Origin of the sequence: Asticcacaulis sp. AC402 (genome assembly GCF_000495835.1) — a bacterium.
In the GTDB taxonomy this organism is placed as follows: Bacteria; Pseudomonadota; Alphaproteobacteria; order Caulobacterales; family Caulobacteraceae; genus Asticcacaulis.
This window is the reverse complement of sequence record NZ_AWGC01000048.1, coordinates 1-25,294: the sequence shown is the minus strand read 5'-3', so window position 1 is coordinate 25,294 and position 25,294 is coordinate 1. Positions and strand designations below refer to the sequence as shown.

The 25,294-nt window shown below is 62.0% G+C and carries 19 protein-coding genes and 1 pseudogene; 12 read left to right on the top strand and 8 right to left on the bottom strand.

Annotation, left to right across the window (positions count from 1 at the left end; translation table 11 throughout):
* Positions 1–530, top strand: a pseudogene (locus ABAC402_RS0120995) (calcium-binding protein); the annotation flags it as partial.
* A gap of 334 nt (positions 531–864) precedes the next feature.
* Here ABAC402_RS0120995 and flgH read toward each other — a convergent pair.
* The 4 genes from flgH to flgF are packed head-to-tail and all read right to left on the bottom strand — an operon-like array spanning position 865 to position 3,768.
* Positions 865–1,614: a flagellar basal body L-ring protein FlgH gene (gene flgH, locus ABAC402_RS38400; RefSeq protein WP_031236103.1), complete on the bottom strand. Its 750-nt coding sequence runs from the start codon at positions 1,612–1,614 to the stop codon at positions 865–867.
* Between the two features lie 10 nt (positions 1,615–1,624).
* Complete coding sequence (gene flgA / locus ABAC402_RS38395) at positions 1,625–2,209, bottom strand: flagellar basal body P-ring formation chaperone FlgA (protein WP_023451260.1); 585 nt, start codon at positions 2,207–2,209, stop codon at positions 1,625–1,627.
* Positions 2,210–2,213: 4 nt separating this feature from the next.
* Complete coding sequence (gene flgG, locus ABAC402_RS38390; protein WP_031236102.1) at positions 2,214–3,005, bottom strand: flagellar basal-body rod protein FlgG; 792 nt, start codon at positions 3,003–3,005, stop codon at positions 2,214–2,216.
* A gap of 13 nt (positions 3,006–3,018) precedes the next feature.
* On the bottom strand, positions 3,019–3,768 hold the full coding sequence (flgF, locus tag ABAC402_RS38385) for a flagellar basal-body rod protein FlgF (RefSeq protein WP_023451258.1): 750 nt from the start codon (positions 3,766–3,768) through the stop codon (positions 3,019–3,021).
* Between the two features lie 294 nt (positions 3,769–4,062).
* On the opposite strand from flgF, the gene ABAC402_RS38380 reads away from it, so the two are divergent.
* From ABAC402_RS38380 to ABAC402_RS38355, 6 genes are all read left to right on the top strand, one after another.
* Positions 4,063–4,725, top strand: coding sequence for a flagellar basal body-associated FliL family protein (locus ABAC402_RS38380; protein WP_031236101.1), 663 nt, complete (start codon positions 4,063–4,065; stop codon positions 4,723–4,725).
* A gap of 122 nt (positions 4,726–4,847) precedes the next feature.
* Positions 4,848–5,888, top strand: a complete 1,041-nt coding sequence (gene fliM / locus ABAC402_RS38375; RefSeq protein ID WP_369751415.1) for a flagellar motor switch protein FliM — start codon at positions 4,848–4,850, stop codon at positions 5,886–5,888.
* Positions 5,889–5,916: 28 nt separating this feature from the next.
* Positions 5,917–6,651 (top strand): DUF6468 domain-containing protein, encoded by a 735-nt coding sequence (locus ABAC402_RS39570; protein WP_023451255.1) that lies wholly within the window; start codon positions 5,917–5,919, stop codon positions 6,649–6,651.
* 10 nt (positions 6,652–6,661) lie between these two features.
* Positions 6,662–7,525 (top strand): MotE family protein, encoded by an 864-nt coding sequence (locus ABAC402_RS38365; protein ID WP_023451254.1) that lies wholly within the window; start codon positions 6,662–6,664, stop codon positions 7,523–7,525.
* A gap of 77 nt (positions 7,526–7,602) precedes the next feature.
* Positions 7,603–10,638 (top strand): tetratricopeptide repeat protein, encoded by a 3,036-nt coding sequence (locus ABAC402_RS38360; RefSeq protein WP_023451253.1) that lies wholly within the window; start codon positions 7,603–7,605, stop codon positions 10,636–10,638.
* Between the two features lie 229 nt (positions 10,639–10,867).
* Positions 10,868–11,254: a nuclear transport factor 2 family protein gene (locus ABAC402_RS38355; RefSeq protein ID WP_023451252.1), complete on the top strand. Its 387-nt coding sequence runs from the start codon at positions 10,868–10,870 to the stop codon at positions 11,252–11,254.
* A gap of 8 nt (positions 11,255–11,262) precedes the next feature.
* On the opposite strand, the gene ABAC402_RS39565 is transcribed toward ABAC402_RS38355, so the two are convergent.
* Positions 11,263–11,832: a molybdenum cofactor guanylyltransferase gene (locus ABAC402_RS39565; protein WP_023451251.1), complete on the bottom strand. Its 570-nt coding sequence runs from the start codon at positions 11,830–11,832 to the stop codon at positions 11,263–11,265.
* A 413-nt stretch (positions 11,833–12,245) separates the two neighbouring features.
* Between ABAC402_RS39565 and ABAC402_RS38345 the strand changes: the two genes are divergently transcribed.
* Entirely contained in the window at positions 12,246–13,931 is a 1,686-nt protein-coding gene (locus tag ABAC402_RS38345) for a methyl-accepting chemotaxis protein (protein WP_031236097.1), read from the top strand.
* A 17-nt stretch (positions 13,932–13,948) separates the two neighbouring features.
* Complete coding sequence (locus ABAC402_RS38340; protein ID WP_023451249.1) at positions 13,949–14,872, top strand: substrate-binding domain-containing protein; 924 nt, start codon at positions 13,949–13,951, stop codon at positions 14,870–14,872.
* Between the two features lie 444 nt (positions 14,873–15,316).
* On the opposite strand, the gene ABAC402_RS38335 is transcribed toward ABAC402_RS38340, so the two are convergent.
* A complete protein-coding gene (locus tag ABAC402_RS38335; protein WP_023451248.1) occupies positions 15,317–16,927 on the bottom strand; it encodes a hypothetical protein in 1,611 nt (536 codons plus the stop codon).
* 101 nt (positions 16,928–17,028) lie between these two features.
* On the opposite strand from ABAC402_RS38335, the gene ABAC402_RS38330 reads away from it, so the two are divergent.
* The 3 genes from ABAC402_RS38330 to ABAC402_RS38320 all read left to right on the top strand — a co-directional run bounded on the left by ABAC402_RS38330 (position 17,029) and on the right by ABAC402_RS38320 (position 21,144).
* Positions 17,029–17,685 (top strand): hypothetical protein, encoded by a 657-nt coding sequence (locus tag ABAC402_RS38330; protein ID WP_155847495.1) that lies wholly within the window; start codon positions 17,029–17,031, stop codon positions 17,683–17,685.
* A gap of 299 nt (positions 17,686–17,984) precedes the next feature.
* Positions 17,985–19,211: an RtcB family protein gene (locus ABAC402_RS38325; protein WP_023451246.1), complete on the top strand. Its 1,227-nt coding sequence runs from the start codon at positions 17,985–17,987 to the stop codon at positions 19,209–19,211.
* A gap of 208 nt (positions 19,212–19,419) precedes the next feature.
* On the top strand, positions 19,420–21,144 hold the full coding sequence (locus ABAC402_RS38320; protein ID WP_023451245.1) for a tetratricopeptide repeat protein: 1,725 nt from the start codon (positions 19,420–19,422) through the stop codon (positions 21,142–21,144).
* A gap of 688 nt (positions 21,145–21,832) precedes the next feature.
* Here ABAC402_RS38320 and ABAC402_RS38315 read toward each other — a convergent pair.
* A complete protein-coding gene (locus tag ABAC402_RS38315; protein WP_031236096.1) occupies positions 21,833–22,744 on the bottom strand; it encodes a hydroxypyruvate isomerase family protein in 912 nt (303 codons plus the stop codon).
* Positions 22,745–23,006: 262 nt separating this feature from the next.
* Entirely contained in the window at positions 23,007–24,938 is a 1,932-nt protein-coding gene (locus ABAC402_RS38310) for an NPCBM/NEW2 domain-containing protein (RefSeq protein WP_023451243.1), read from the bottom strand.
* Positions 24,939–25,294 lie beyond the last annotated feature (356 nt).

Sequence of the window (25,294 nt, the reverse complement as noted above, 5' to 3'; positions counted from 1 at the left end):
CCCTGGAAGGTTCGGGCAATATCAACGGCACCGGCAACGGCGTCAGCAACATCCTGACCGGCAATACAGGCAATAACAGCCTGGACGGCGACGCGGGTAACGACACCATCGACGGCGGCGCCGGCAACGACACCGTCATCGGCGGTGTTGGCGGCGACAATCTCACGGGCGGCGCCGGCATGGACCGCCTCACCGGTGGCACCGGCAACGACATCCTGACCGGGGGCGCCGATGCTGACACCTTCGTCTTCGCCAGGTCGGGCGGCGGCAGCGACCGCATCATGGACTTCCAGGTCGGCATCGACCTGTTGGCCTTCGCGGCATCGGACTTCACCACCACCCTGGCTAACACCACCTTCACCAGCAATGCCAATGGCACGGCGGTCGGCACCGGTGGTCAGTTCATCTACAACACCACGACCAACACCCTGGTCTGGGACTCAAACGGCACCGGCAGTGGCGGCATCACAGCCACCATCGTCTTCGACACCGCCGTCACCATCACCAAGGCCAACCTCATCTTCGAATAGGACAAGGCTGAACGACAAACGAAGAAAGGTCGGCGGGAAACCGCCGGCCTTTTTTCTTAGAACGCAATCCGATAAACTGGACGCCACCGCACGGGTGTCCCCGTTTTTGGAAAAATTGCGCGACAAAACAAAAAGTTTGAGCGGGGTTCTGATTCCACCAAAACTCATCCCGCTCTAAAGCCAGAGGTTAGCCCACTATTGGCGCGGTAGTCTTACTACGCTGAAGGAAGATAAGCTGGCGGTCGCCAGAACCGCCAGCCCAACGGCATCAATGCCGTTGGTAAGGGCGACTGCCCGCCCGAGCGAAGGCGAGGAGCCCTGCGGCGCCTGAGCCCTAAAATGGACTGAACTTGTCCATCAGGTTCTGGGTCACCGGCGCCTGCTGCATATTGGTGATGTCGCCGCGGCCGCCGTAGGATATGCGTGCCTCGGCCAACTGGGTGTGTTTGATGGTGTTGGTCGAAGAAATATCTTCCGGCCGGACAATGCCCGACACCTGCAACACGCGGATCTCACGTCCGGTGCGGACCTCCTGGTGGCCCTGGATGACCAGATTGCCGTTGCGCATGACACCCGACACGGTGGCGGCGATGGTAACGGAAATTTTTTCCGACCTCTGCACCGAACCGGCACCCGAGAAGCTCGAGCTGCCGTCGGCACCTAGGGCGCGGGCGGGGTCGTACTCAGCCGGCAAAATTTTCCCCAGCGACGATTCGATACCGAAAATACCGGGCGTCGACGCCGCGTAGGAATTGGTGCGCGACCGGTCGGTCGTGGTCTGGGTTTGCGCACTGTCGTCGATATCGACCTGGATCGTCAGGATATCGCCGACCTGGCGGGCGCGCTGGTCATTGAAGAAGGTGCGCGCACCGATCCGCCACAGCGAGTTGGACGAGGCCGGGGCCGGCTGGACCACCATCTGCTGCTGCGGGATTATCGCCACCGGATAGCCCATGGCGGTCATTTCCGGTCCCTTGACGGCTTCGGACACCGTGCCGCAGGCGGTCAGGGAAAGCGCTGTGAGGGCGAGGCCAGTGAGCGCGAGGCCAGTGAGCGCGAGGCCGGGGAGGGAAAGCTTCTTCATAATGGCACACTCAACGCGATGACAGGAGGAGATGGCGGGTTTGCAGGGCATTGGGGCCTGAGACAGCCTGGCCCGAGCCGATCACAACGGCGTCGACCATCTTCTTTGATGCCGGGTTCTGGATCTGGATCAGGTCGCCGACAGCGGCATCTTTTTGCGCCACACCGGTCATGGTCAGCGACAGTGTGCCCGAGCTCCAGGTCACCGCCACCGCCTCGCCGCGGCGTACGGCGGCGTTGCGCGGAGCGACAGCCACGGCGGGCGGGGCAGAGCCTGGCGCAGGTATGACGGCTGCGGCTGCGCCGTCCAGGCCGGCAGTGACGATGATGCGGCGCAGGCCGCGTGGATTATCCCAGTAAGCGCCGTTGCGCGCCGCGATCGCCTGGACCACGCCGGCGTCGAGCACCGCAGTCTGCCCCTGGCGACTCCCGACTTCGATCGCGGAAGCCTGACCGGCATTGTCGAACAGATCGCCGAGCGTAATACGACCGTCGCCGTCGCTGACCGACGGCTTGAGCACCAATGGCGTGGCGGCATGCGTTGCGGCGGGGATCGCTGCGGCAGCGAGAAGGGCCAGCAGAAACAGGGTTTTCATCTACTTAACCTCTGGCGATCTGGCTGGCCGTCTGCAGCATCTGGTCGGCGGTGGTGATGACCTTGGAGTTCATCTCGTAGGCCCGTTGCGCCACGATCAGGGCGGTGATTTCACCGACCGCATCGACGTTCGACGCTTCGGTATAGCCTTGCAGCAGGGTGCCGAAACCGACATCGCCGGGTGTCGAGATATTGGGCGCACCCGAAGCGCCGCTTTCGAGGAACAGGTTGTCGCCGATCGCGTCCAGGCCGGCTTCGTTGAAGAAGGTCGCCAGTTGGATTTCCCCGACATTGGTCGGCGCCGCCTGGCCCTGTTGCGTCACCTGGACCTGGCCGGACTTGGAGATGGTGACGTCAATGGCGTCCTGCGGGATGACGACGCTGGGCTGGACCAGGTAGCCGTCTTCGGTCACCAGCCGACCCTGGTCGTCGACCGAAAAGTTGCCGGCGCGGCTATAGGCGGTTTCGCCCGACGGCATCTGGATCTGGAAGTAACCCTTGCCCTCGATGGCGACGTCGTACTGGTTCTGGGTCAGGGTCAAGCTGCCCTGTTGCATGATGCGGTAGACCGACCCGGCCTTGACGCCGGCGCCGACCTGGATGCCGGTCGGCACGACCGTGCCGGCGTCCGACGACTGGGCACCCATGCGCTCGATGTTCTGATAGAGCAGGTCCTGGAACTCGGCGCGCTGCTTCTTGAAGCCGACCGTATTCATGTTGGCGATATTGTTGGAGATGACTTCGACATTGAGCTGCTGGGCAGACATGCCGGTCGTGGCGGTACGGAGCGCTCTCATGGTCTCTTGGTCCTTAGGTTACGCGGCCCAGCCGTTCGACGGCGGACTTGTTTAACTCATGCTGTTGCTGAACAATCCCGGCGAGGGACGTGTAGGCGCGGTTGATTTCGATCAGCTTGGTGACTTCGATCATCGGATTGACGTTGGACGCTTCCAGGAAACCCTGGCGCACACGGGCATCGGTCGCCGGCACGGGCGTGGCGTTGGACGCCAACGTGTAGGTGCCGTCACCTGCCTTTGTCAGGTCGCCCAAATCGGCGATGCGAACCATGCTGAGCTTGCCGACCCTTTCGGTCTGGCCCTGGGAATCCTGGGTGATAATGCCGTCTTCGGAGACAGACGGCCGGCCCTTCTTCGGGTCCAGGGTGATCGGCCCGCCGTCGCCCAGTACGGGGCGACCATCCTGCGTCATCAGCATGCCTTCAGCGCTCATGGTAAAGGCGCCGTCGCGGGTATAGGCGTCACCCTGGGGGGTCTGAACCGTGAAGAAGACACCTTCGCCGTCGATCGCGAAGTCGAGCGGCGCGCCGGTCTGCGCAAAGGTGCCCTGGGAAAAGTCGCGGCCGACCTCGTTGTCATAGGCAAAATTGGCCGGGGTGCGGATCGGCGAATTGTAGGCCGGGGCGCCATATTCCTGATGGACCAGAAGTTGCTCGAACTTGTAGCCATTGGTGTTCATATTGGCCATGTTGTTGGCCGTGATGTCGAGCTCGCGCCGAAGCGTCAGCTGCCGCGACAGGGCGATATAACTGGCATTATCCATGACGCGGTCCTTTCCGGTGCAATTCGGGGATCAAGCGGTTAACGAAAGTGCCTTCGGCGGCGCGTTAACGACGTGTTTTAACCATTGCAATCGCCGTGCCAGCCGCAGCCCCCCTGGATAAAGCCTTGAAAATCAACAAAACTGCGCCTTTCCCTGCTGCAAAACTATCCACAGCAGTCGGCAATAAATGCCGCGTTCACCCTGCTGGCAAACGGATCGTTAACCAAGTGGGGCGATAGTCGCGGGATGTACGGCGCCATAGCTGCGTCCATTTTTCTGCGTCAGGTGAGTCCTTTGGCCAAAAAGGAAAAAAAGAAAGAAGAGCCACCCGTCGATGGCGGGGAGGGCGATGGCGCCGACAAGCCCAAGAAAAAAGGCTTGCCGATCATGCTGATCGCCATTGCCGGCGGCGCTGTGCTTCTTCTCGGCGGCGGCGGCGCCGGGGCCTACTTTATGTTCCTGGCGCCCAAGCCGCCGGCCGATGGCGCGCACGGCGAGGCTGGCGCCCATGGCGAAGCCAAGGCCGGCGAGCACGGGGAGAAAAAGAAGGAAAAGAAAAAGGAAGAGAAGGGCGGTCACGGTGGCGGCCACGGCAAGGGCGAGGCCAAGGTCGACCCCAAGACCCAGCCGGTCGTGTCCGAAGGTCCCGACGGCACCACCTACCTGACCCTGCCCGATACAGTCGCCAACATCCAGTCGGCCGAAGGCCGCTCAGCCTTTCTCAAGCTGAAACTGACCTTCGAATGCCCCGACGAGGAAACGGCGACGGCTGTGCAGGAAAACCTGCCGCGCGTCAACGACATCCTGCAGGGTTTTATTCGTGAGCTGCGTCCGGAAGATCTCAAGGGTTCGGCCGGCAATCAGCAGCTGCGCCTGGAGATACTACGCCGGATCAACCTGGTGCTGCAACCGCATAAGATCAATGCGGTGCTGATCGAGCAGATGCTGATCACATGACGGGAGACGTCGATCAGGAAGCCATGATGGCGCAGTGGGAGGCGGAACTCGCCGCTGAGGCCAGTGCCGCAACCGCGGGCGTGACGGCGGATGGCGGCGATCTGGCTGCCGAATGGGAGGCCATGGTCGGCGGTGGTGGCTCGATGGGCGAGCGCTTCAACATGCCCGCCGGCGCCGAACGCATCCTCAACCAGGATGAAATCGACAGCCTGCTCGGCTTCGACCTCTCGGAAGACGACTATAACGAACGCTCGGGCATCCGGGCGATCATCAACTCGGCCATGGTGTCCTATGAACGCCTGCCGATGCTGGAAATCGTTTTCGACCGGCTGGTCCGCCTGATGACGACATCTCTGCGCAACTTTACCTCCGACAACGTCGAAGTCTCACTCGACAACATCTCATCGATCCGCTTCGGCGACTATCTCAACTCGATCCCCCTTCCGGCCATACTGGCTGTGTTCCGCGCCGAGGAGCTGGACAATTACGGCCTGCTGACGGTCGACTCCAACCTGATCTATTCGATCGTCGACGTTCTGCTGGGTGGCCGTCGTGGCACGGCGGCCCTGCGTATCGAAGGCCGGCCCTACACCACAATCGAGCGCGTCCTGGTTCAGCGCATGGTCGAGGTCGTGCTGAACGACGCGCGCCAGGCCTTCGAGCCCCTGACGGCGGTCAATTTCAACCTCGATCGCCTTGAGACCAACCCACGCTTCGCCGCTATCGCCCGGCCGGCCAATGCCGCCATCCTCGTCAAGCTGCGCATCGACATGGAAGACCGCGGCGGCCGCATCGAGCTGCTGCTGCCCTATGCGACCCTGGAACCGATCCGCAAGATGCTGCTGCAGCAATTCATGGGTGAGAAGTTCGGCCGCGACAATATCTGGGAGAGCCACCTGGCCACGGAACTGTGGACAACCCAGATGGAGGTGCGCGCCGTGCTCGATGAACAGCAGGTACCACTGTCGCGGGTCTTGAATTTAAAGGTCGGGGAAACGATCGTGCTGAATGCACAGGCTGATTCTCCGGTGCAGCTGCGCTGTGGCCAGATTCCCCTGACCACGGGGCGGATGGGCCGCAAGGGACATTCGATCGCCGTGCGGGTGGATTCGCCCCTGGCCTCGACAACCAAGCGCAGGCTTACACAGATCAAGAAAAAGTAGAAAGGGTAGGGTAAAGCGCCTCGTGTCGATGACCAACATCATTATGGACGTTGTGCTCATGGGGCTGCTGATCGCCGCCCTGTGGTTCGGCGTGCGCCTCGACAAGAAGCTGAAAGCCCTGCGTGCTGCCCATGAGGGTTTTGCCAGGGCGGTGGGGGAACTGGACGACGCCGCCATCCGTGCCCACAGTTCGCTGAAGGAACTGCGCGGCCATGCCGACGACAGCCAGGAATTGCTGCACGGGCGGATATTGGCCGCGCGCGACCTGCTGCAGAAGCTGGACGTTCAGGTCAGCCGCGCCGATAAGGCCGGCCGCGAACTCGACCGCGGCATCGAGGCCGCCGAAGCCGCCCGGCTGATGCAGATGCAGGCTCCGGTGTCGCGGCGCAAGGACTTCGACGATCCCGCCCTGATGCTGCGCAATGTCGTTACGCCGGCGCCACAGCGCGACCCGGGGGTAAGCGCTCGCCGCGGCCCGTTTGACCGCGATGTGGTGCGTGAGGATGATCCCCTGCCGACGCCCCGAAACGCCGGCGCATCCGGACGAGCGGTGCGACCGGAGGCATCGACCCATCTCAAAGGTTATGTGTCGCGGTTGCCTGAACAAATGCCCGAGGATGAAACCGAGATCCTCGACAAGGTGCAGATGTCGGAACTGGTGGTGGCCAATCTTAATGAGATGATCCGCACCCTGACCCTGCCCAAACGCCAGCCCCTTTCCCTCGAGGACGACCTGTTCGGTCCCGACTCCAGCCTGAAGTAGAGTAAGCCCCATGGCGATGCCCCGTCTCCTGCCTATCGTTTTCGTCGCCGTGGGCGGCGTCCTGGCCCTCAAGGCCCTGACCAGCCTGGAGGTCATGCCTGACATCTTGAGCCAGGCCAGCGCCTTCGCTGCCGACGTGGTGAAGACGGACGAGCCGAAGGCGGACGCTGCGAAGGCGAAGAAAGCCGAAGCGAAAGCAGAGCCAAAGACGACCGACGATCCCACCGAAAGCTACACCTCGCTGCTGACGGCAGATGCCGCTGCCAGCGACGCGGCCGCGGCCGTGCCGGCGGCGCCGGTCTGTGCCACTTCGGTCAATCAGCTGGCCGCCGAGGCCGGCATGTCCCCCAACGAGTTGAAGATCCTGTCCAGCCTGGGCACAAGGCGCAAGGAACTGGACCAACGCGAGGCCGCCCTCAACGCGCGCGAGCAACTTGTCAATACGGCGGACGCCAAGCTCGACAATCGCATTCGCCAACTGACAGATTTGAAGGGCCAGATCCAGGGTCTGCTCGACCAGGCGACCAAGGTGGGCGAAGACGACGCCAACCGTCTGGTGGCCGTCTATTCGGCGATGAAGCCCAAGGATGCGGCGGCAGTCTTCGCGACGATGGATGACGATGTCCGCCTGCCGATCGCAGCCAAGATGAAGGACCGCGCCCTGGCGGGGATCCTCGGCGCCATGCCGCCCGACGCGGCCAGGGACCTGACGCAAAAGCTGTCGCGCCGGATGAGCGCCGCTGATGGCTTGCAACAAAAGCTGAACAAGGCGACGGCCAATGGTCCCCAGGCGACCGCACCGTCGACCGCACCGGCAGCCGCCGCGCCGCAACAGGCAGCAAAGCCCGCCGCGACGCCGGAGAAGAAGGGGTAGGGGTTTTAACTTTCTTCTTCCCAATCTCACAGTCCATTAACCTTGATTAAACCCTCATTAGCCAAAGTTAACCGGCCATGAGTCGCCTGCGCCCACCCTCTTCCGCTGCCCAATCGTCACGCCTCAAGCGTGAGGTTGACCGTGCGCGCGATCTGCTCAGCCAGAGCGAACGTGCCCCCGCCAAACCCTTAAGCTTTGGCACGGCGATGAAGACGACCGCCGCCCTGGTCGCCATGGCCAGTTTCGGCCTGGCCGGACTGGCCGTCGGCGATCCCACGCCCATTGACTCCGTGGCGCCAAGGTCGGCCATCGATATTCGCGTCGGTCGCAACGCCAAGTCCGGACGGGTCGAAATCTACGGCTCGATCGGTTCGCGCGCGTCGGTCCGACGCGACAAGGACCAGGTCGTTATCCGTTTGCCGGGCCAGCAGAAGCCCGACCTCGGTGATATCCGCGCGCGTCCCCCCGTCGGCGTTACCGGCGTCGATCTGCGCAGCGACAACCGCGCCAGCGAAATCGTGCTCAAGGTCGCCGATGGCTACGACGCCCGCTTCGGCCGCTCGGACGGCGCGGTCTACGTTCAGTTCGATGTCGACCCCAAACCCGATACCAAGGTTCTGGGCGTCAACCTCCAGGAACTGACCAGGCTGGCCGGGAAAGACGGTGCTCCCGCCACTGGCCAGACGCCAAATCAAGCCAATATCAGCAAGGCCGCAAACGTCCCCCTGGTGGCGTTGCAGGTAGAGAGTGTCGATGGCGCCAAGGATATCGCCTTCCCGTTCGAAGGCCCGGTGGCTGCCGCTGTCTTTCGCCGCGGCGATTCCGTCTGGGTGGTCTTCGATTCCGAAGTCGATCTGCGTCTGCCACCGGAACTGAAGGATGGAATGACCGTCCAGGAGGCACAATGGACGCGCAATGACGGCTTCACCGCCTTGCGGCTTAAGGCGCCTGGCGTGGCTCTGGTTACGGCTGCGGGTGATGGCCTGACATGGCGCGTTCGCCTGGGTGGCCGCAGCCTGGCAACGCGGTCTTCCGAAGTCGTTATCACGCGCGACGACTCGGCCGGGGCCGGCAGCCTGAGTGTGACCATGGCGGGCGCCACGCGCGTCGCCTGGATTCGCGATCCCGGTGTCGGCGACCGCATGGCGGTGATTACGGCACGCGCCCCGATCAAATCCCTGTCGGCCGGTCGCACCATGATCGAGGCCTCGCTGGCGTCGACGGCTCAGGGCCTCGTCGTTACCCAAATGACCCCGGACGTAAAGGTTGAGCTGTCCGGCGACCTGGTCCATATCTGGCGTCCGGGCGGGCTGACCCTTTCGGCGGCATCAGCGGCGGGCGCCCCTAAGGACGGCGGACTTGAATACCGTGCTGCGCGCTATCCTTCTCTCACCAATGCCGAGTGGTCTGAAACACCTTCGGAAGGCTTCCTCGCCCGCTATAACGCTCTGCAGGCCCGGGCTGCCGATGAGGCGCAGGACGGCGCGACGGCACCTTCCAAGGCGCGCCTGGCGATGGCGCGTTTCCTGGTTGGGCAGGGCATGACCTATGAGGCCCAGGGGCTTTTGGACATGCTGGTGCGCCAGAGTCCGTCGGCCCTGCTCGATCCTCAGGTCCGCGGTCTTCGCGTTGCTGCCAAGATGCTGTCCGGGCGCTATACCGACGCTGCCGGTGACTTGTCGGCGCCGCAGATGCTGATCGATCCGGCCGCCCGCCTGTGGCAGGGCTATGCCGATTACAAGGCTGGCAACTATGCCGATGCTGTCAAGGCGTTCAAGGCGGGGGCAAAGGCGATGGATGCCTTCCCCCCCCAATGGCGCGCCAGGCTGGGGGCCGCCTACGCCTACGCTGCCATGCAACAAAAGGACAAGGACACAGCGGAGGTGATGATCCGCTACGCCGTGTCGCAGGATGTTCCGCCCCTCGACAAGCTTGCGACCTATCTGGTCAATGCCCAGATTATCGAAGCGTCGGGCGACAAGAAACGCGCGCTTAAGGTCTACCGCGCGGTGGCCAAGGCGTCCGACCCCGGCATCGCCACGCCGGCCCAGGTCCGTGCCGCCATGCTGGCCTTCGAACTGAAGCAGGCCAAGCCGGAAGACACCCTGGCGACGCTGGACAGCTTGCGGTTTCGCTGGCGCGGCGATGCCACTGAGCTCGAAATTGTCGGCAGTATGGGCCAGATCTACCTGTCCATGGGGCACTACCGCGAGGCTATGCAGGTGCTGCGCAGCGGCGGCCAAAGTTTCATCAATACCCCCGAAGGCCTGAAGATCCATGCCTCGCTGAACCAGACCTTCCGCTCACTCTTCCTGGGCGGCATGGCCGATGGCCTGCAGCCGGTGGAGGCACTGGGCCTGTTCTACGACTTCCAGGATCTGACGCCCCAGGGTGCCGACGGCGACGAAATCGTGCGCCGCCTGGTCCGCCGGCTGGTCGATGTCGACCTGCTGGACCAGGCGGCCGACCTGCTGGAACACCAGGTCAATGAGCGCCTGGACGGCGTGGCCAAGTCATCCGTGGCAACCGATCTGGCGGCCATCTACCTGATGGACCGCAACCCGCAAAAGGCCTTGCAGACCCTGTGGAACACCCGTACCACCCTGTTGCCCAAGTCGGTCCTCTCCGAACGCCGGGTGATGGAGTCGCGTGCCCTGACCGAGTTGAACGAGCCGGACAAGGCGCTGGATGTGCTGGGCAATGACGCTTCCCCAGATGGTGATGACGTCCGCGCCGACATCTATTGGCGCCAGCAGAACTGGGCCAAGGCGGCTGCGGTGCTGGAACGCCGTCTGGGCGACCGCTTCAAGGGCGACGCGCCGTTGGCGCCGGGCGACGAAAGCCGGCTGATCCGGGCGGGGATTGCCTACAGTCAGCTGAAGGATCAGGCGGGTCTGACGCGGCTTTCGGGCCGATGGGGCAAGTTTATCGATAAGGCGGCGGCGCCCGACGCGCTGCGGGTGGCCCTGGCGCCGCTGGACGGCGGTGACGTCAGCGCCAAGGATTTTGCTTCGGCGGCAACGGCGACCGATACCTTCACCGGCTGGGTCGGCGGCATGAAGAAACGCTTCCGCGAGAAGGACAATGCCGCCGGCAAGGCCAAGGCGGCTTAACACCAACCCGCGTAATTCTTGACACACCGTGGGTTGGCAAGGCCGCCAGCGTACGTTTCTGGCCGCCCGAGCTTTTGCGAGGAGCCAGGGGGGGGCCTATTCCGGCGTTTGAGCTGAAAAAATGCGAATATCAAGAGTCATTCTTTATGACGCTTGGTATAAAGCAAAAAGGCGCGTCCCTGTTTTACCTCGCCCCCTCACGTAAACATTCCCGCAAAGGCGCGCATACATGGTCATCGACTACGAACAAAAAGCTCACGAATGGTATGCCGCGTGGAATTCGCGTGACGCACAGAACATCTGCGAGCTCTACGCCGAAAACGTCGTGTTCATCTCGCCGTTCGTGGCGAAACTGGGACTGTCGGAGCGTGGCGTCCTGACCGATATCCAGGCCCTCTATCACTATGTTACGACCACCCTGCCGCGCGTTCCCAACCTGAAGTTCGAGCCGGTCGCCAACTGCATCGGCAGCCAGGGCCACACCCTGGTCTATCGCAACCAATCCAGCCACATCGTCGCCGAAACCCTGGAATATAATGATGAGGGCCTGATCCGGTTAGCCAGCGTCGCCTTTTCGACCGCTCCGATCAAGCGTAAGAATTACGGCAGCCGTTGATACGCGGATCATCCCGCCCTGGGATGCGGCGTATTAATGTTGGCAAAAGCCGCATCGTCGGTGGTGATAATCTTGCACACCTGAACCTGTTCCAGGAACCGCCAGACCGCCAGGCCACCGCGCTCGCGATTTTGTCCCAGCTGCGACCTCAGTGTTTGCGTCACCGTCGTGCGCCACAAGGCACACAGCGGATACTCACTGCGGCCAGAGAAACAGACGACATCGGTCGGCGGCGCCGCGACCAGTTGCGCCACCAGGTCCAGCGGCAGGTCGGGCATATCGCACGGCATCGTCACCACGGTGTCTTCGTTGCGCGCGGCCGCCAGTTCCAGCGCCGTCAACACGCCGCTCAGTGGGCCGAGACCGGCAAAATCCTGATCGTCCATCACCATGGGCAGACCCAGGGTTTCGAAATCCGCCAGCAGGTGATGGCTGGCATTGATATACAGCGCCGATGCCTGGGGCTGCAGCCGGGCGATCACCGCCTCGATCAGCGTGGAGGATCCCTGCGCAAAAAAGGGCTTGTTGCCGCCCATCCGGCGACCCTGACCGCCAGCCAGGATGACGGCTGTGGTCATGCGGTCTTCGCCACGAGCGCGGCGTCGGTCATACGGGGACGGGCGACGGCGTTGCGCATCCTCATCAGCACCGGCCCGTGTCAGGCTTTGGCAACGACTGTGACCGCCAGGAATCGTGGGCGTTAGAGCGCAATCCGATAAAGTGTGACGCACTTTTCGGACAAATTGCGCGACAAGACAAAAACTTAGAGCGAGATGGCGATTCTACCAAAAGCCATCTCGCTATAGTGAGGACGTTCATCACCCATGGGTAGCGCACGCGGCGGCCATGAAGCAAGGGGGAACGAAACGCCTGAGCAGAACGGCAAGCCTCGAATTGTGAGGGCTAACCTTCCCTATGGTTAATCCAAAATTATGACTTGTCGCGCTAGCGTCCCGACGAAACTGAGCCGAATATCAGGAGAGCTTCAGACATGCTTGGGAAGTTAGTTTTCTCGATCCGTGGAAAGATTACCATTGCTTTTGGGGTCCTCATGGTGCTGTCGGTCGCGACCGGCGCCTTCGCCATCTGGAAGCTCAACGAGGTGTCGGCCATCGGCAACCGCCTGGCCGTCGAACTCAAGGCTGTAACCACCCTGGGCGACCTGGCCCGGACCAGCCAGACCCTGAGCGTCCTTTCGTTCCTCGAGCACAATGCCACAGGCGCCGAGCGTGAAGCCTATACCGCCGAAGCCAGGACGACGCGCAACGAATTTTCCAAGTCGTGGAGCGACTACAGCCTGATGGTGACCGGCGATGAGGAAGCCCAACTGGCGGCCTCGCTGCGCGGCGCCTGGCAGCATTTCCTGGCCGTCCAGGAGGAGGTCGCCGACCTCGACCAGGCCGGCTTGCCCGATATGGCCCAGGACGTGTTGATGAACGACCTGTCGAAGGAGCGTGAGACCTTTTACACCGCGGTGCGCAGGATTCAGGACTACCGCCAGGCCAAGGCTGCCGCCGCGACGGCGGCCGCGCAAAAAGTCAATGAATCTGCCCGGATGTGGATCATGATTGCGCTGGGGTCACTGGCCGTGTTCTGCGTCCTGGTCGGCCTGGCCCTGACCGCCGGCATTTCGCGCCCGATCTCGCGGATGACCCAGGTCATGCTGCGCCTGGCCAATCACGACATCCATGTCGCCATCCCCGACACGGGCCGTCGCGACGAAATCGGCGGCATGGCCTCGGCGATGAAGATATTTAAGGAAAAGCTGATTGAGGCCGAAGACCTGCGCAATCAGCAGGCCGCCCTCGAAGTCGACATGCAGCACCAGCGCAAGGTCGAGGTGGTCAAGCTGGCCGACGAATTCGAAAACGCCGTCGGTGACATCGTCCGCGCCGTCTCCAGCGCGGCGTCCGAACTGCAGGCCTCGGCCCAGACCCTGTCGGCCGCCGCCGAAGAGACCAGCGTCCAGTCCTCGGCCGTCGAAATCGGTGCCCGTCAGGCCGCTGACAATGTCCGCTCGGTCGCCGCCGCCATCGAAGAACTGGCCGCCTCCGCCCGCCAGGTCGGCGGCGAAGTCGCCCGCTCAGCTGATATCGCTAACAATGCTGCACAGCAGGCCGGCCGCACCCGCGGCAGCATGGACGCCCTGTCCGGCGACGCCGCCCAGGTCGAGTCGGTAGTCAGCATCATCAACGCCATCGCCCAGCAGACCAATCTGCTGGCGCTGAACGCCACCATCGAAGCCGCCCGCGCCGGTGAAGCCGGCAAGGGTTTCGCCGTCGTCGCCTCGGAAGTGAAGGGCCTGGCCAACCAGACCGCCACCTCGACGACCACCATCGGCGTCTCTATCGCCAAGATGCAGGCCTCGACCCAGCAGGCGGTCGGTGAGATCTCGGGCATCGAGGACACTATCGGTGAGGTCAATGCCATCGCTTCGGCCATTGCCGATGCGGTCAGCCAGCAGGAACAGACCACGGCCGAAATCGCCCGCAACATTCACGAAGTGTCGCAAAACACCTCGGAAGTGACCGCAAACATCAACAGCGTTACCCTGGCCGCCCAGGAGTCGAGCGCCGGCGCCACCCAGGTGCTGGGCGCCGCCAAGGCCCTGTCGCGTCAGTCGGACATACTCAAGGGCGAAGTCGACAAATTCCTGGCGCGCGTTCGCGCCGCATAATATTGGGGAACCGGTTCATGAAAAAGCGTACCCTGATTGCCGTTGCCGCCCTGATGCTGGCGGCAACGCCCGCCCTGGCCAAGCACAAGATCTACGTCTCGATGGCGCGCTCGGATGACACCTTCGTCGGTATTCTCAAGAGCTCTATAGTGGCCGCCGCCCAGTCGCGACCCGATGTCGATCTGACGGTCGAAAGCGCCAACAACAATGCCGACACCCAGATCGGTCAGGTCCGCAAGGCCATTGCCGACAAGGCGGATGTGGTCGTGGTGCTGTCGGTCAACGGGGACGCGGCCAGGACCGCCATGGCCGAGACCGCCAAGGCCGGTGTACCGCTGATCTTCTTCAACCGCCTGCCGCCCATCGAGCGTTTCGAGGGCAAGGTGGCCATCGTCGCCTCCAACGACCTGGTTGCCGGCCGGCTTCAGATGCGGCTGCTGTCGCGCCAGATCGGCGATGCCGGCAATGTCGTTATCCTGCGCGGCGAGGAGGGCCACCCGGCTGCCCGCGACCGTACTATCGGCGTCAAGGAAATCCTGGCCAGCAAGCCGAACCTGAAGGTCGTCGCCGAGGCGACTGGCAACTGGAAGCGGGAGCAGGCTGAAGCCCTGATCGGCCAGTGGCTGGACGAGGGCAAGGTAATCAATGCCATCGCCGCCAATAATGACGAAATGGCCCTGGGCGCCATCGCCGCGCTGCAGACGCGTGGTTACAAGCCGGGGCAGGTCGCTATCGGCGGCGTTGATGGCACGACCTTTGCGCTGGATGCGGTGAAGTCAGGCTGGATGACCATGTCGGTGCTGCAGAATGCCGAGGCCCAGGCCGAGCAGACCATGGTCGACGCGGTCAAGTTCGCCAACAAGGAATATGCCCAGCTATACGACTGGGTGCCGTACCAGGTGATTATTCCGTCAAACGTCGACCAGTTTATGGCGAAGTAGGCGCCTTTTTTTCCTTCTCCCCGTTTACGGGTAGAGGACGAGAGCCGAGCGAAGCGCGGGCGATCGGGTGAGGGGCTTTTTCTGTCGAAGACTTGGCCAGACAAGCTGACCATTGCCCTCAGGCTCGTCGTTCCGCTTATCCCCTGGGGCTTAATCCGATAAAGTGGCCGCGACGTTTCGGAAAAATGGCTCGCCAAAACAAAAAAAAGAGCGTGATTTTGATTCCATCAAAACAGATCCCGCTACGGAAGGGGGGAGCGGTCGCCTTATGCCAACCCGCGAAATTCCTGACACACCGCGGCTTGGCAAGGCCGACTGAGCTTTTGCGAGCAGCCATCGGGGCCGCCCCTACGGCGGCCCTTGAGCTGAAAAAATGCGAATACCAAGAGTCATTTTTTATGAGGCCTGGCATTACTGTCGTTTTGTCAGCCTTTTTGTCACTCGCTAAGGCTTTACAATCCGGTCAACCCGTTTGACCACGGTCCATCGCAGTTCGATGACAGGGATCAGAACAAGTGCCAGCAGGGCCAGAAGGATAAGTGGCGAGATGATGATCAACGCAGTTGTTGTGACGTTTGCGCCTCGCCAGACACCCAGGTCAATGTCATTCGCTTTTTGAGACTCGGAGAAGGTATTGTAGGTCGAAGCCATGCTAAGCATCGATCCATCAATCATTCGGGTTAGTTTGTTATTTTGCGCCTTGTCCGATAAATAGGTTTTTTGGGGTATCATGACCGAAAGGTCAAACGAGCCATCGACCGGGTTCCAGGGGGCGAGATAGGCTTGGAATCCATCACAGAGATTCGTGAGTGGCGATTTGTCACCGATCTGCTGGCAAAGACGAATTTTGATCCGCGCAGCCTTGTCTATGACATTGGTAGCGTGTCTGCGATAGGTCGCTTCTGTCGTTGAGTTGGAAACGTTGGCGGAAAGGTTCCAAAGCACATAGGGGCCCAAACTGCCGACCGCGGATGTTCCCAGGGATGACAGCGTCACGATGAAAAATGAGAATGACACAAGGCTGGCGGTCAGGCCGGCACCGCTGACCAAGGTCCAAAAGCGCCGAATAGGTAGTCGAGTCATAGCAATAGCGAATTTTGCCGATCCCCAAAGCAAGAGTGCGCTGATGAATGCCTGAAACAGGGAAAAGCCGAACTGTGACAGCGCTTGCCGCTCCTTGTGGAAATAGTAGGCGTCCTGGACCTCCCGATCGTCAAGGAACCCAATCAAATCGTCGAGTGTCCGCGAATAAATGGCGCTATACTCGTGAAGGGGTCTAACCGGCTTGAACAGTTCGGGTTCGCGTTCGAGTGCTCCGCCACACCAGGCGACGGCTTCGTTCCTGAAGGCATAGTTTTCTGGCGCACGATCAACAAACTTCGCAAGCGGATAGGTTAGCTTTCCGTCCTTGATGCCGGCCCGGATGGTCGCCCCCAGACTTGCGTTGGTTAGCAGGCCAGCCGGTATGTCCTTGACATCCTCTGTAAGCTTGTTTCCCGCCATCATTTCAAGGGTGTAAAGAGCCGCGGGTTCGCCGAATAGGAAAGCCTCACTCTGAGCGTTATGCCGCTCGTCAAAGGGATAGGGAGAGAAGTTCGGTGGAACTTTGAAAAGCGATCGGCCGAGTTTACGTTCGACCTGCGCCATGCTGTTCTCCAAGAGGCACAGGCCCGGGGGGCCATTGGCTTCTGTCTTGAGGGTGGCCAATCGGGTGCGGTATGCATCGTACTCCGGCTTTGCCGTCTGCAGGCTCCGGATCGGCAAGGTCGCCAGAAAAATTAGTGCTGTTGCCAGCAAGGCAAACGTCAGAAACCGATAGAAGCCACGCCCAATCAGCGTTTCGGCCGCCTTGCCAGACCGGCGAATGAGGTCGCCATAAACCTCGGGCGATCGCTTCTCTTTTTGTAGGCGCCCTGCGGCATTCAGGGACCTGAACCAGGCCTGCAGTGGCCGTATCCGCCTGAGTGTTATCGTGGCAATCTCAAGTACGATGAAACGGACAACAATGTAAAGTATGGCTAGACCGAGAAGCCCGAACCAAAAATAGCTGTCCATCACCCCCTCCGAGCCCCAGACGAAACGTTAATATGTCTTGTTAGGCTGACTGTAACAAGTTAAAACTGCGAACGTAATGGTGGACAAGCAGGGGGCGCGGCGTGTCGAAAAAAGAACCCACCTCTAAAGTGTCGGCGTTGACGCGCGTATTGGCCGTCGTCGGGCGAGACGGGTTGGCGGTTGTCGGGATTGTCGGCCTTGCTGTGAACCTGATCGGCTCTTTAAGTCCGTTCCTTACTCTGGCTCGTTTTGCTAGATTCATCGTCGACAATTGGATTGAACTCACCTCCTATCTCTGGGTTGAAGTATTTCGCTTCTTACATATTGAAATACCCTCCATTCTCGGCTTCGCTCTGACCCTCCTGGTCTTTCACTTTGGCCTCGTCGCCAGTTCGATTCGCTACCCGTGGTCAGTCATAGCCCCTGCGACCGATGAAACGACGCAGTCCGTCAAGCGCGAGCGGGTGATTGCCTTGCTGCTTTATCTGCCAATAATGATAGGTTCCCTGTCGACAGCCTTCGGGCACCTTTCGCAAAAGCTGGTGACGTCCGAACTGCCGGCGGATCAACCCATGTTCGTTCTGTCCTTCGCGATCGTGCTTCTGTCGCCCGTTCTGACCTTTATCGTTGCCCGGCCCCGACTCCTCATGCGACGGTTCTTGGCCGTCTATATGGTAGCAGCGATCGTTCTGTGCCTGGACTGGCTTGCCCGAACCTTAGACTCGACACCGCTCGAAAAGGCGGTTGACGGACTGTAGCAACGGGCTGGGCATTGACCTGAATACCACACCTGTTGCATCTGCAACCACTCCCCCTTGACCTGGCGGCAGGCCTTGAGCCATACAGCCACGCATTATGACAAAACGCGCACACACCATGAACCCCTATAGCCGGACCCTGGAACAGGATCCGCTTATGGCTGCGCGCGTTTTGACAGGAGATCGAAGACCCTAACCGGCCTCTCTCCCTTCAAAAGCTTCGCAGCCCTTTCGACCCCCGGTCGGAAGGGCTTTTTCGTTTCCGAAACACGCAACACACGCAACACAGGAGAATAAAAATGCAAGTGTTTCAAGGCGCCCGTGGGGGCTTGATCAAGGCGTGGATCGACGGTGTCGCCGTCGAAGACCAGGCGCGCAAGCAACTGGATAACATCGCCGCCATGCCGTTCATCCACAAGCACGTCGCCATCATGCCCGACGTCCACTGGGGCATGGGCGCGACCATCGGTTCGGTCATCCCGACCAGGGGCGCGGTCATCCCGGCGGCGGTCGGGGTCGACCTGGGCTGCGGCATGATGGCGGTGCGCACCACCCTGACCGCTTCGGACCTGCCGGACAACCTGGCGGGGCTGCGTTCAGAGATTGAGGCGCGCATCCCGCACGGCCGGACCGACAACGGCGGGGCCAATGACCGCGGCGCCTTCGGCACGCCGTCGCAGGCGTCCGACGACGCGTTTTCGGGGCTGCACGGTGAGCTGCAAAAGATCATCGACAAGCACCCGAAGATCGGCCAGGCGGCGGCGCGGGCGCCGAACCACCTGGGCACGCTCGGTACCGGCAACCACTTCGTCGAGGTCTGCCTCGATGAAAACCAGGCGGTGTGGATCATGCTGCACTCGGGTTCGCGCGGCATCGGCAACCGGATCGGCTCCTACTTCATCGAGCGCGCCAAGCACGAGATGAAGCGCTGGTTCATCAACCTGCCCGACGAGGACCTGGCCTACCTGCCCCAGGGGTCGGAGTTGTTCGGCGACTATATGGGCGCCGTATCGTGGGCCCAGCGCTTTGCCCGGACCAACCGGGAACTGATGATGACGGCGGCTCTCGAGGCGCTGTCGGTATCGGTGCCCAAGCGCTTCACCTGCGACTGCGAGGCCGTGAACTGCCACCACAACTACGTGGCGCAGGAACGGCACTTCGGTTCGGACGTGCTGGTGACCCGCAAGGGCGCCGTGCGCATCACGCCGGAGACGCTGGGCATCATTCCGGGTTCGATGGGCGCCAGGTCGTTCATCGTGCGCGGGATCGATGGCCAGGCGGCGGCCGAAGCCCTGTGTTCGTGCTCGCACGGCGCCGGGCGGGCCATGTCGCGCGCCGAGGCCAGGCGCCGCTTCACCGTGGAAGACCACATCAAGGCAACGCAGGGTGTGGAATGCCGCAAGGACGTCGACGTCATCGATGAGACGCCGGCGGCCTACAAGGACATCGACGCCGTGATGGCCGCCCAGGCCGACCACGTCGAGATCGTCCACACCCTTCGCCAGGTTGTCTGCGTGAAGGGTTAGGAGCCAGGCGGAGGGGGGCTCCGCCTGGGACATCGCCTGCAATTATCGGGTGAGCGATGTCGTTGAGGGGACCTCCCCGGCCAATCCGGGCCGGGGAGGGAAGGGCGTTTCAGGTGATAGCCGGCGCGGCATCGCTGCTGGAGGGTAACGGCTTGCCTCGTGCCCAGCCTCAGCTATTATGGCTGGCCCAGACCTTGAGGAGAACCGGATGCGCAGGTGGATCGTCACAACAGCGGCCATGGCCGTCCTCGCTGCCAGCCCCGTTGCGGGCGCTGAGTCAGTCAAGCCCGCTGACCTGTCGGCGCAGGCGGAGCTGGCCTATTGGACCAGCATGTCAGATAGCAACGACCCGGCCCTGTACAGCGACTACTTGACCAAGGTGGCAAACGGCACCTTTCCCGGTACCTTCAAACTGATCGCGCAATCCCGGCTGAGGACCACGGCGCCGGTCGCCGACAGCGACGAAGTCCGCCTGAAACAGGCCAAAGATCTGTATGACGCGAAAAAATATGCTGCCGCCCTGCCCATCTATCAGGACCTGGCCGCCAGGGGTAACGCGCAAGCACAGGATGACCTGGGGTATATGTACGAGGCCGGCGAAGGTGTCACCAAAGACCCCGGGCAGGCACTGACCTGGTACCGGAAAAGTGCTGCCCAGGGTTTTGCGGCGGGCATCAATGATGTCGGCCGGTCCTACTATTTTGGTAACGGCGTCGCCAGGGACGAAGTCGCGGCCCTGACCTGGTACCGCAAGGCTGCGGCGCTTGGCCATCCGGGGGCGACGCACAATATCGGCGCCATGTACGAGAGTGGCAGTGCCGTCGCCAGGGACATAGCCCAGGCCATCGCCTGGTACAGCCAGGCAGCCCGTGCCGGCTACGATTTGTCGATCAAGGCCCTGGAGCGTCTGGGGGCACCGGCAGCGGCCAGCCTGTCCCTGGCCGAACAGGCGAATGCGGCCTGGGAACGCAAGGACCTTGTCGAAAGCTTCCGGCTCAACAGCCTGGCCGCTGCTCAGGGCGATCCACGCGGGCAGACGCAGTTGGCCTGGCTCTATCTCAACGGCCAGGGTGTTACGCTCGATGTCGCCAAGGGCGTAGCCCTGTACGAACAGGCGGCACAGGCGGGCTATGTCCCGGCGATGAACGGCTTGGCCAGCCTGTATGCGACGGGCGACACCGTGCCGCGCGACATTACCAGGGCCAGGACCTGGCTGGAGCTGGCGGCCAACAAGGGCGACCCGCAGGCCCTCGAGGGGATGGGTTGGATGTACCGTGACGGTGGCATGGTCCCGGCCGATGGCGCACGGGCACGAACCTACTTCCGCAAGGCCTCAGACAAGGGGCTTTTGCGCGCCGGCGCGGCTCTCGGAGATATGATGCTGCGCGGCGAAGGTGGCCCACGCGATACGGTCGGTGCCTTCGCCTTGCTGAGCGATCTGGCGACACGGGGCGATCCCGATGCCATGGGCTGGCTGGGGGTGATGTATGCCAGCGGAACCGAGCCCGTGGCGCGCGACGAAAAAGCGGCCTTCGGCTGGTTTCTCAAATCTGCCGAGGCTGGCGGCGCGGCGGGCATGACGGAGACCGGGCGACGTTACAGCGAAGGCCTGGGCGTTCAGCGTGATCTGGTCAAGGCGCATCAGTGGCTGGAACGGGGCGCAGCGGCCAATCACCGTCCGGGGCTCCTGGCCCTCGCAGCGCTTCACAGCCAGGGCGTTGGCGTGCCTGTCGATAAGGCCAGGGCATTTGCCCTGTACTTGCGCGCTGCCGAACTGGGTGATGCCGATGGCGCGCGTATCGTGGGGTCCATGTATGAACAGGGGCAGGGCGTACCGCGCGATCTGACCCAGGCGCTGAACTGGTACCGGCGTGCCCTTGCGGCGGGCGATGCCAGTTCGCAGCAGATGATCGACAAAATGCCAAGGTCGTAATACTAACCCGCGAAAATCTTGACTCATCGTGGGTTGGCAAGCGCGCCAGTGTACGTTTCTGGGGCGCCCGAGCTTATGCGAGGAGCCATGGGGGGCGCCTAGTCCGGTGCTTGAGCTGAAAAAAAGCGAACACGAAGCGTCATTCTTTATGAGGCTTGGTGTAATACCTATTAACGAAAAGATTGACACCTCGACATTAGGTAGACCCCTCCGCCTCGACGCGCTTCGCCCTTTGGGCTCGCTTGCTCGGCACCTCCCCATTTGAAATGGGGAGGAGAAGAAGCCATTGAACATATTCTTCTTTTCTCCTCCCCATCCCTTCGATGGGGAGCGGGGTGGCCCGTGCCATGGCGAGCAAGCGGAGATCGAAGATCGTAGAGCTGCCTGCCGGCGAGGCTCGAGACGGAGGGGTCCCCTTGCGGAAAGAATGTCAAGGTCAAAGTGGGTTGGTATAAGCCGCAAGATCGGCCTTAACGTGCCAGGATGTATCGACACGCATTGGCCGCCCTTTTGGCGCGATCGACTGGATTGGGTAATTTTTTGAAAAGGTTATAAAATCTCTAATAGTTGAAGGCTTTCGCCCATTGGTCCCGGCGTGGCCTTGTGACCGCCTTTTTGGGAAAAGGGGGTCCTGCCTGATATCCTCTGAGGAGGCTCTATCTCTGACCTCTGTAGGTTTCCGAGGTCGTTAAACCCGGTCGATTTCGCGATAGGCCGCCACCACGCGGTCTTCGCCTTCACGTCCGGGCAAAGAGTTTCCGTGTTCCATGCCGATGACCCCGGTGAAGCTGCGGGCGCGCAGCCATCTGACGATGGCTGCATAGTTGATCTCGCCCGAGGTCGGTTCCTTGCGGCCCGGATTGTCCCCGAACTGAAGATAGGCGATCTCGCTCCAGCAGGCCTCAAGGGTCGGGATCAGGTTTCCGGCCTGAATCTGGGCGTGATAGAGGTCGGCAAGGATCTTGACGGACGGGCTGTTGACCCCGCGCGCCACGGCAAAACCCTGGGCGATGGTTTGCAGGTAGACGCCGGGATGGTCGGTCAGCGTATTCAAGGGCTCCATCACCAGAACCAGATTGTGGGGCGCCACGATGTCGCCGGCGCGACGCATAAGGTCGATAATGCGCGCGGTCTGGATATCGAGCGGTATCCTGGGGGCCAAAAAGCCGGGTACCACGGTGATACAGCTCGCAGCGAGACGTTTGGCCACCTCGACCGACGCAGCTATGTCGGCCAGGAAGCTCTCGCGTTCGCTGCCGTCGTCGCTGCCGAGCCAGGGGCGTGATTGCCCCCATTTGGGCATGCTGGCGACGAACACGCCCATTTTCATGTTCCGCTGGGCCAGAGCTTTCGCCATCTGCGCCTGCTGCGCGATTGGACGGTCACGCGCCTTATTGTCCTCCCAGGCCGTGAAGCCCTGGTCGGCGGCAAAGGCAATCTGCTCGAGGACATCGCCCCGGCTGGCGAAGCTGCCTTCATGGGGGGCGTAGGCGAGCGAAAATCGTGCCGCATTCGAAGTGCGCCCCGGGGTGGCCGATACAGCCAGCGTCATGGACGCCGCGGCGCCGGCTGCGAGCAGGTGTCTACGGGAGGTGATCATGCGGAAATCCTCGGCGAACGTGAATTGTCTGGAGGCCATAGCATATTCGAAGCTAGATTGCCTGTTGCACTCGATTATGGAACCCGCCCGGTTAACAGCCGAATAGGGGTCAGACTCCTTTTTCTCCGAAAACGTCGCGAACCTTCCTGCTTTTCGGCCGCGTTGGGACAAAGGAGCCTGCGAGTGCGCCGACAGGCTTTAACAGTCTGACCCCATTTTCACTTACATTTTCACTCAGCGCCGGGTCGACTTCCAGCGCCTTTCAGTTCAGCAGGGCCGCATTGCCCCAGGTGACGATGGTGCGTTCCGCGTTGCCGGGCGCGGTGCTGCGCGCAACCAGTTCCAGAATGTTGTAACCCGTTACCTCGGCCGTCAGCTGTTCGGGCGCCGAGCCGAAGCGCAGAGGCTGCGACTGGACAAGCAGTTTCCCGTCGCCGAAAACAGAAAATATCACTGGCGTTGTCGTATCGAGCGTCGAGTCGTCGACGCCGACGCTGGCGGTAAAGCGCCGCTCGCCCTTGAGCCGGACTTCCAACCGCGAATTGGCGAGGACGCCCAGGCCGCTGGCATATGGCTTGCCGGCAATCTGCAGGTTTCGGCCGTAAGGTGTGGCATCGGCCTGGGCGCCGCCCCAGCCGGCATACATCGGCAGATCGCCGCGTCCGCGGGTGCCGGCCCAGGGACTGACGGCGCGATGGATGAACGGATCGGCCTGCGGTGTCACGACGCCATCGACGGCCGGATTGACGCGTCCCGGAGTTTCCGAGAGATAGGTGCCGCCCTCCAGCGCACGCGTGCCGCGAGCGTCGAAGATCAGGGTCTGGCGCGGCTCAACCCGCAGCTTGACCTCGCCCTTGAAGGCAGGCAGCGCCGCCTGGGTCCACAGGTCCTTAAGCTGGACATCGGCGGCTGCAGAATATTTCAGGTGGTCGGTGGTCAGGACGACCTCTTGTGGGGCGGTGCCGCGGTTGAAAATCGCGACGGCCTTGTGCGCCGGGTCATCGCCACGGGTTTTGACGAAGATCTGAACGTCATCTGTCTCATGGGCCAGGACAGCCTGGTTGCCGGACGGATCCTGGTTGATGGCGATCAGATCGCTGTTGCCGAAGATCTCCATCAGTTCCGGCGGCGCCTTGCGCAGGTCATAGCCGATGATCAGCGGCGCGCTGATCATGGCCCACAGCGCAAAGTGAGACCTTGCCTCGGTCAGATGGTGCTCGTCGAAGTCGCCGTGGCCAATGAACAGCATGTCGGGATCGTTCCAGCTTCCCGGATGGGCATACAGAGCCCGCGTCGCGGCGCTGTCGAAATTGGTCAGCATTCGCCCCCAGCTTGGCGTGATATCATCGCTGGTCCGCGACAGGTTGCCGACGTTCTTGGCCCAGGATCGCACATCCGCAGAACCCCAGGCGCAAATGGAGAAGACATAGTCGCCGTCGGGATTGTAGCGCTTCAAACTGTCGGCAACCTCCGTGTAAAGGGCCTTGACTTGCGCGACATCGGTGCGGTTGACCGACTGGAAGTCGATAATGGGCCCTAAGCTCTGGTACTGCCCGCTCGTGACCTTCCCGGAGTCGGGCCCGAACGCCCGGACGCCGCAGCCATCGACCTTGATAAAGTCGAAACCCCAGTCGTGGAAGTAGAGCTTGATGTCCTTTTCGGTATGGCCATACAGCCCGACCTGGCGCTCGGCGACGGTGCCTTCGGGCAGGTTCGGGGTGCCGGGCCCGCCATAGGCCTGGGAACACGAATTGCGGCCGAGATCCGAATAGATCCCGGCTTTCAGGCCCATGCGGTGAATCTGGTCGGTAAACGGCTTGAAACTCGACTCGTCGGGTCCACCGGTGGCAGCGGACGGAAAGATCGCCGTGCGTACCTGCATGCGGCCGTCGCTCTGGCGACGCTTCAGCCACCAGCCATCGTCGATATTGATATAGAGGTAGCCCTTGGCGGCCAGGCCGCTGGCCACAATCGTAGTAGCGGAATCGAGAACGCGCGCCTCGGTCACATCGGTGCCGAACGCGTTCCACGAACTCCAGCCCATGGGCGGCATGGCGGCGCGGCCGGAAGTATAGACGCTCCAGCGGGCCGTCGGCGCCAGGGAATCTGGATCGCCGGCCGCGGCCGGGAGGGCGGTCAGCCACAGGGAAACCGCAAACACGCCATAGCTGGCCAGACGTAAACCGCGCTTCATGTGGGGCTCCTCAGGATGACGGCGTTCAACTGTTTTTTACACCAGGATTCGTCGTCGGCACACCCATGTAAAACGCCGGCAGCCTGGCGGGCATCCCAAACACCATGATTTTGGCATCAGCAACGCGCCGCGGCGCCGGGAGTCAAAGTCGGTCAGACTCTTTTTTTCCGAAAACGTCGCGAACCTTATTGCCTTTCGGCCGCGTTGGTACGAAGGCGCCTGCGAGTGCGGCCGACAGGGTTTAACGAGTCTGACCCACTGCTGTCCCACAGGACATTTTCAAGCAAAATCATAGAGCTAACACCATTTGTCTAGAGGGCTCTGGTGGTGGTTCGGTTTCGCCGTTGAGTAGTTGG

Coding starts and splice junctions, on each gene's coding strand:
- flgH (WP_031236103.1), bottom strand. CDS start 1,614: ATGAAGAAGCTTTCCCTCCCCGGCCTCGCGCTCACTGGCCTCGCGCTC.
- flgA (WP_023451260.1), bottom strand. CDS start 2,209: ATGAAAACCCTGTTTCTGCTGGCCCTTCTCGCTGCCGCAGCGATCCCC.
- flgG (WP_031236102.1), bottom strand. CDS start 3,005: ATGAGAGCGCTCCGTACCGCCACGACCGGCATGTCTGCCCAGCAGCTC.
- flgF (WP_023451258.1), bottom strand. CDS start 3,768: ATGGATAATGCCAGTTATATCGCCCTGTCGCGGCAGCTGACGCTTCGG.
- fliM (WP_369751415.1), top strand. CDS start 4,848: ATGGTCGGCGGTGGTGGCTCGATGGGCGAGCGCTTCAACATGCCCGCC.
- ABAC402_RS39570 (WP_023451255.1), top strand. CDS start 5,917: ATGACCAACATCATTATGGACGTTGTGCTCATGGGGCTGCTGATCGCC.
- ABAC402_RS38365 (WP_023451254.1), top strand. CDS start 6,662: ATGGCGATGCCCCGTCTCCTGCCTATCGTTTTCGTCGCCGTGGGCGGC.
- ABAC402_RS38360 (WP_023451253.1), top strand. CDS start 7,603: ATGAGTCGCCTGCGCCCACCCTCTTCCGCTGCCCAATCGTCACGCCTC.
- ABAC402_RS38355 (WP_023451252.1), top strand. CDS start 10,868: ATGGTCATCGACTACGAACAAAAAGCTCACGAATGGTATGCCGCGTGG.
- ABAC402_RS39565 (WP_023451251.1), bottom strand. CDS start 11,832: ATGACCACAGCCGTCATCCTGGCTGGCGGTCAGGGTCGCCGGATGGGC.
- ABAC402_RS38345 (WP_031236097.1), top strand. CDS start 12,246: ATGCTTGGGAAGTTAGTTTTCTCGATCCGTGGAAAGATTACCATTGCT.
- ABAC402_RS38340 (WP_023451249.1), top strand. CDS start 13,949: ATGAAAAAGCGTACCCTGATTGCCGTTGCCGCCCTGATGCTGGCGGCA.
- ABAC402_RS38335 (WP_023451248.1), bottom strand. CDS start 16,927: ATGGACAGCTATTTTTGGTTCGGGCTTCTCGGTCTAGCCATACTTTAC.
- ABAC402_RS38325 (WP_023451246.1), top strand. CDS start 17,985: ATGCAAGTGTTTCAAGGCGCCCGTGGGGGCTTGATCAAGGCGTGGATC.
- ABAC402_RS38320 (WP_023451245.1), top strand. CDS start 19,420: ATGCGCAGGTGGATCGTCACAACAGCGGCCATGGCCGTCCTCGCTGCC.
- ABAC402_RS38315 (WP_031236096.1), bottom strand. CDS start 22,744: ATGATCACCTCCCGTAGACACCTGCTCGCAGCCGGCGCCGCGGCGTCC.
- ABAC402_RS38310 (WP_023451243.1), bottom strand. CDS start 24,938: ATGAAGCGCGGTTTACGTCTGGCCAGCTATGGCGTGTTTGCGGTTTCC.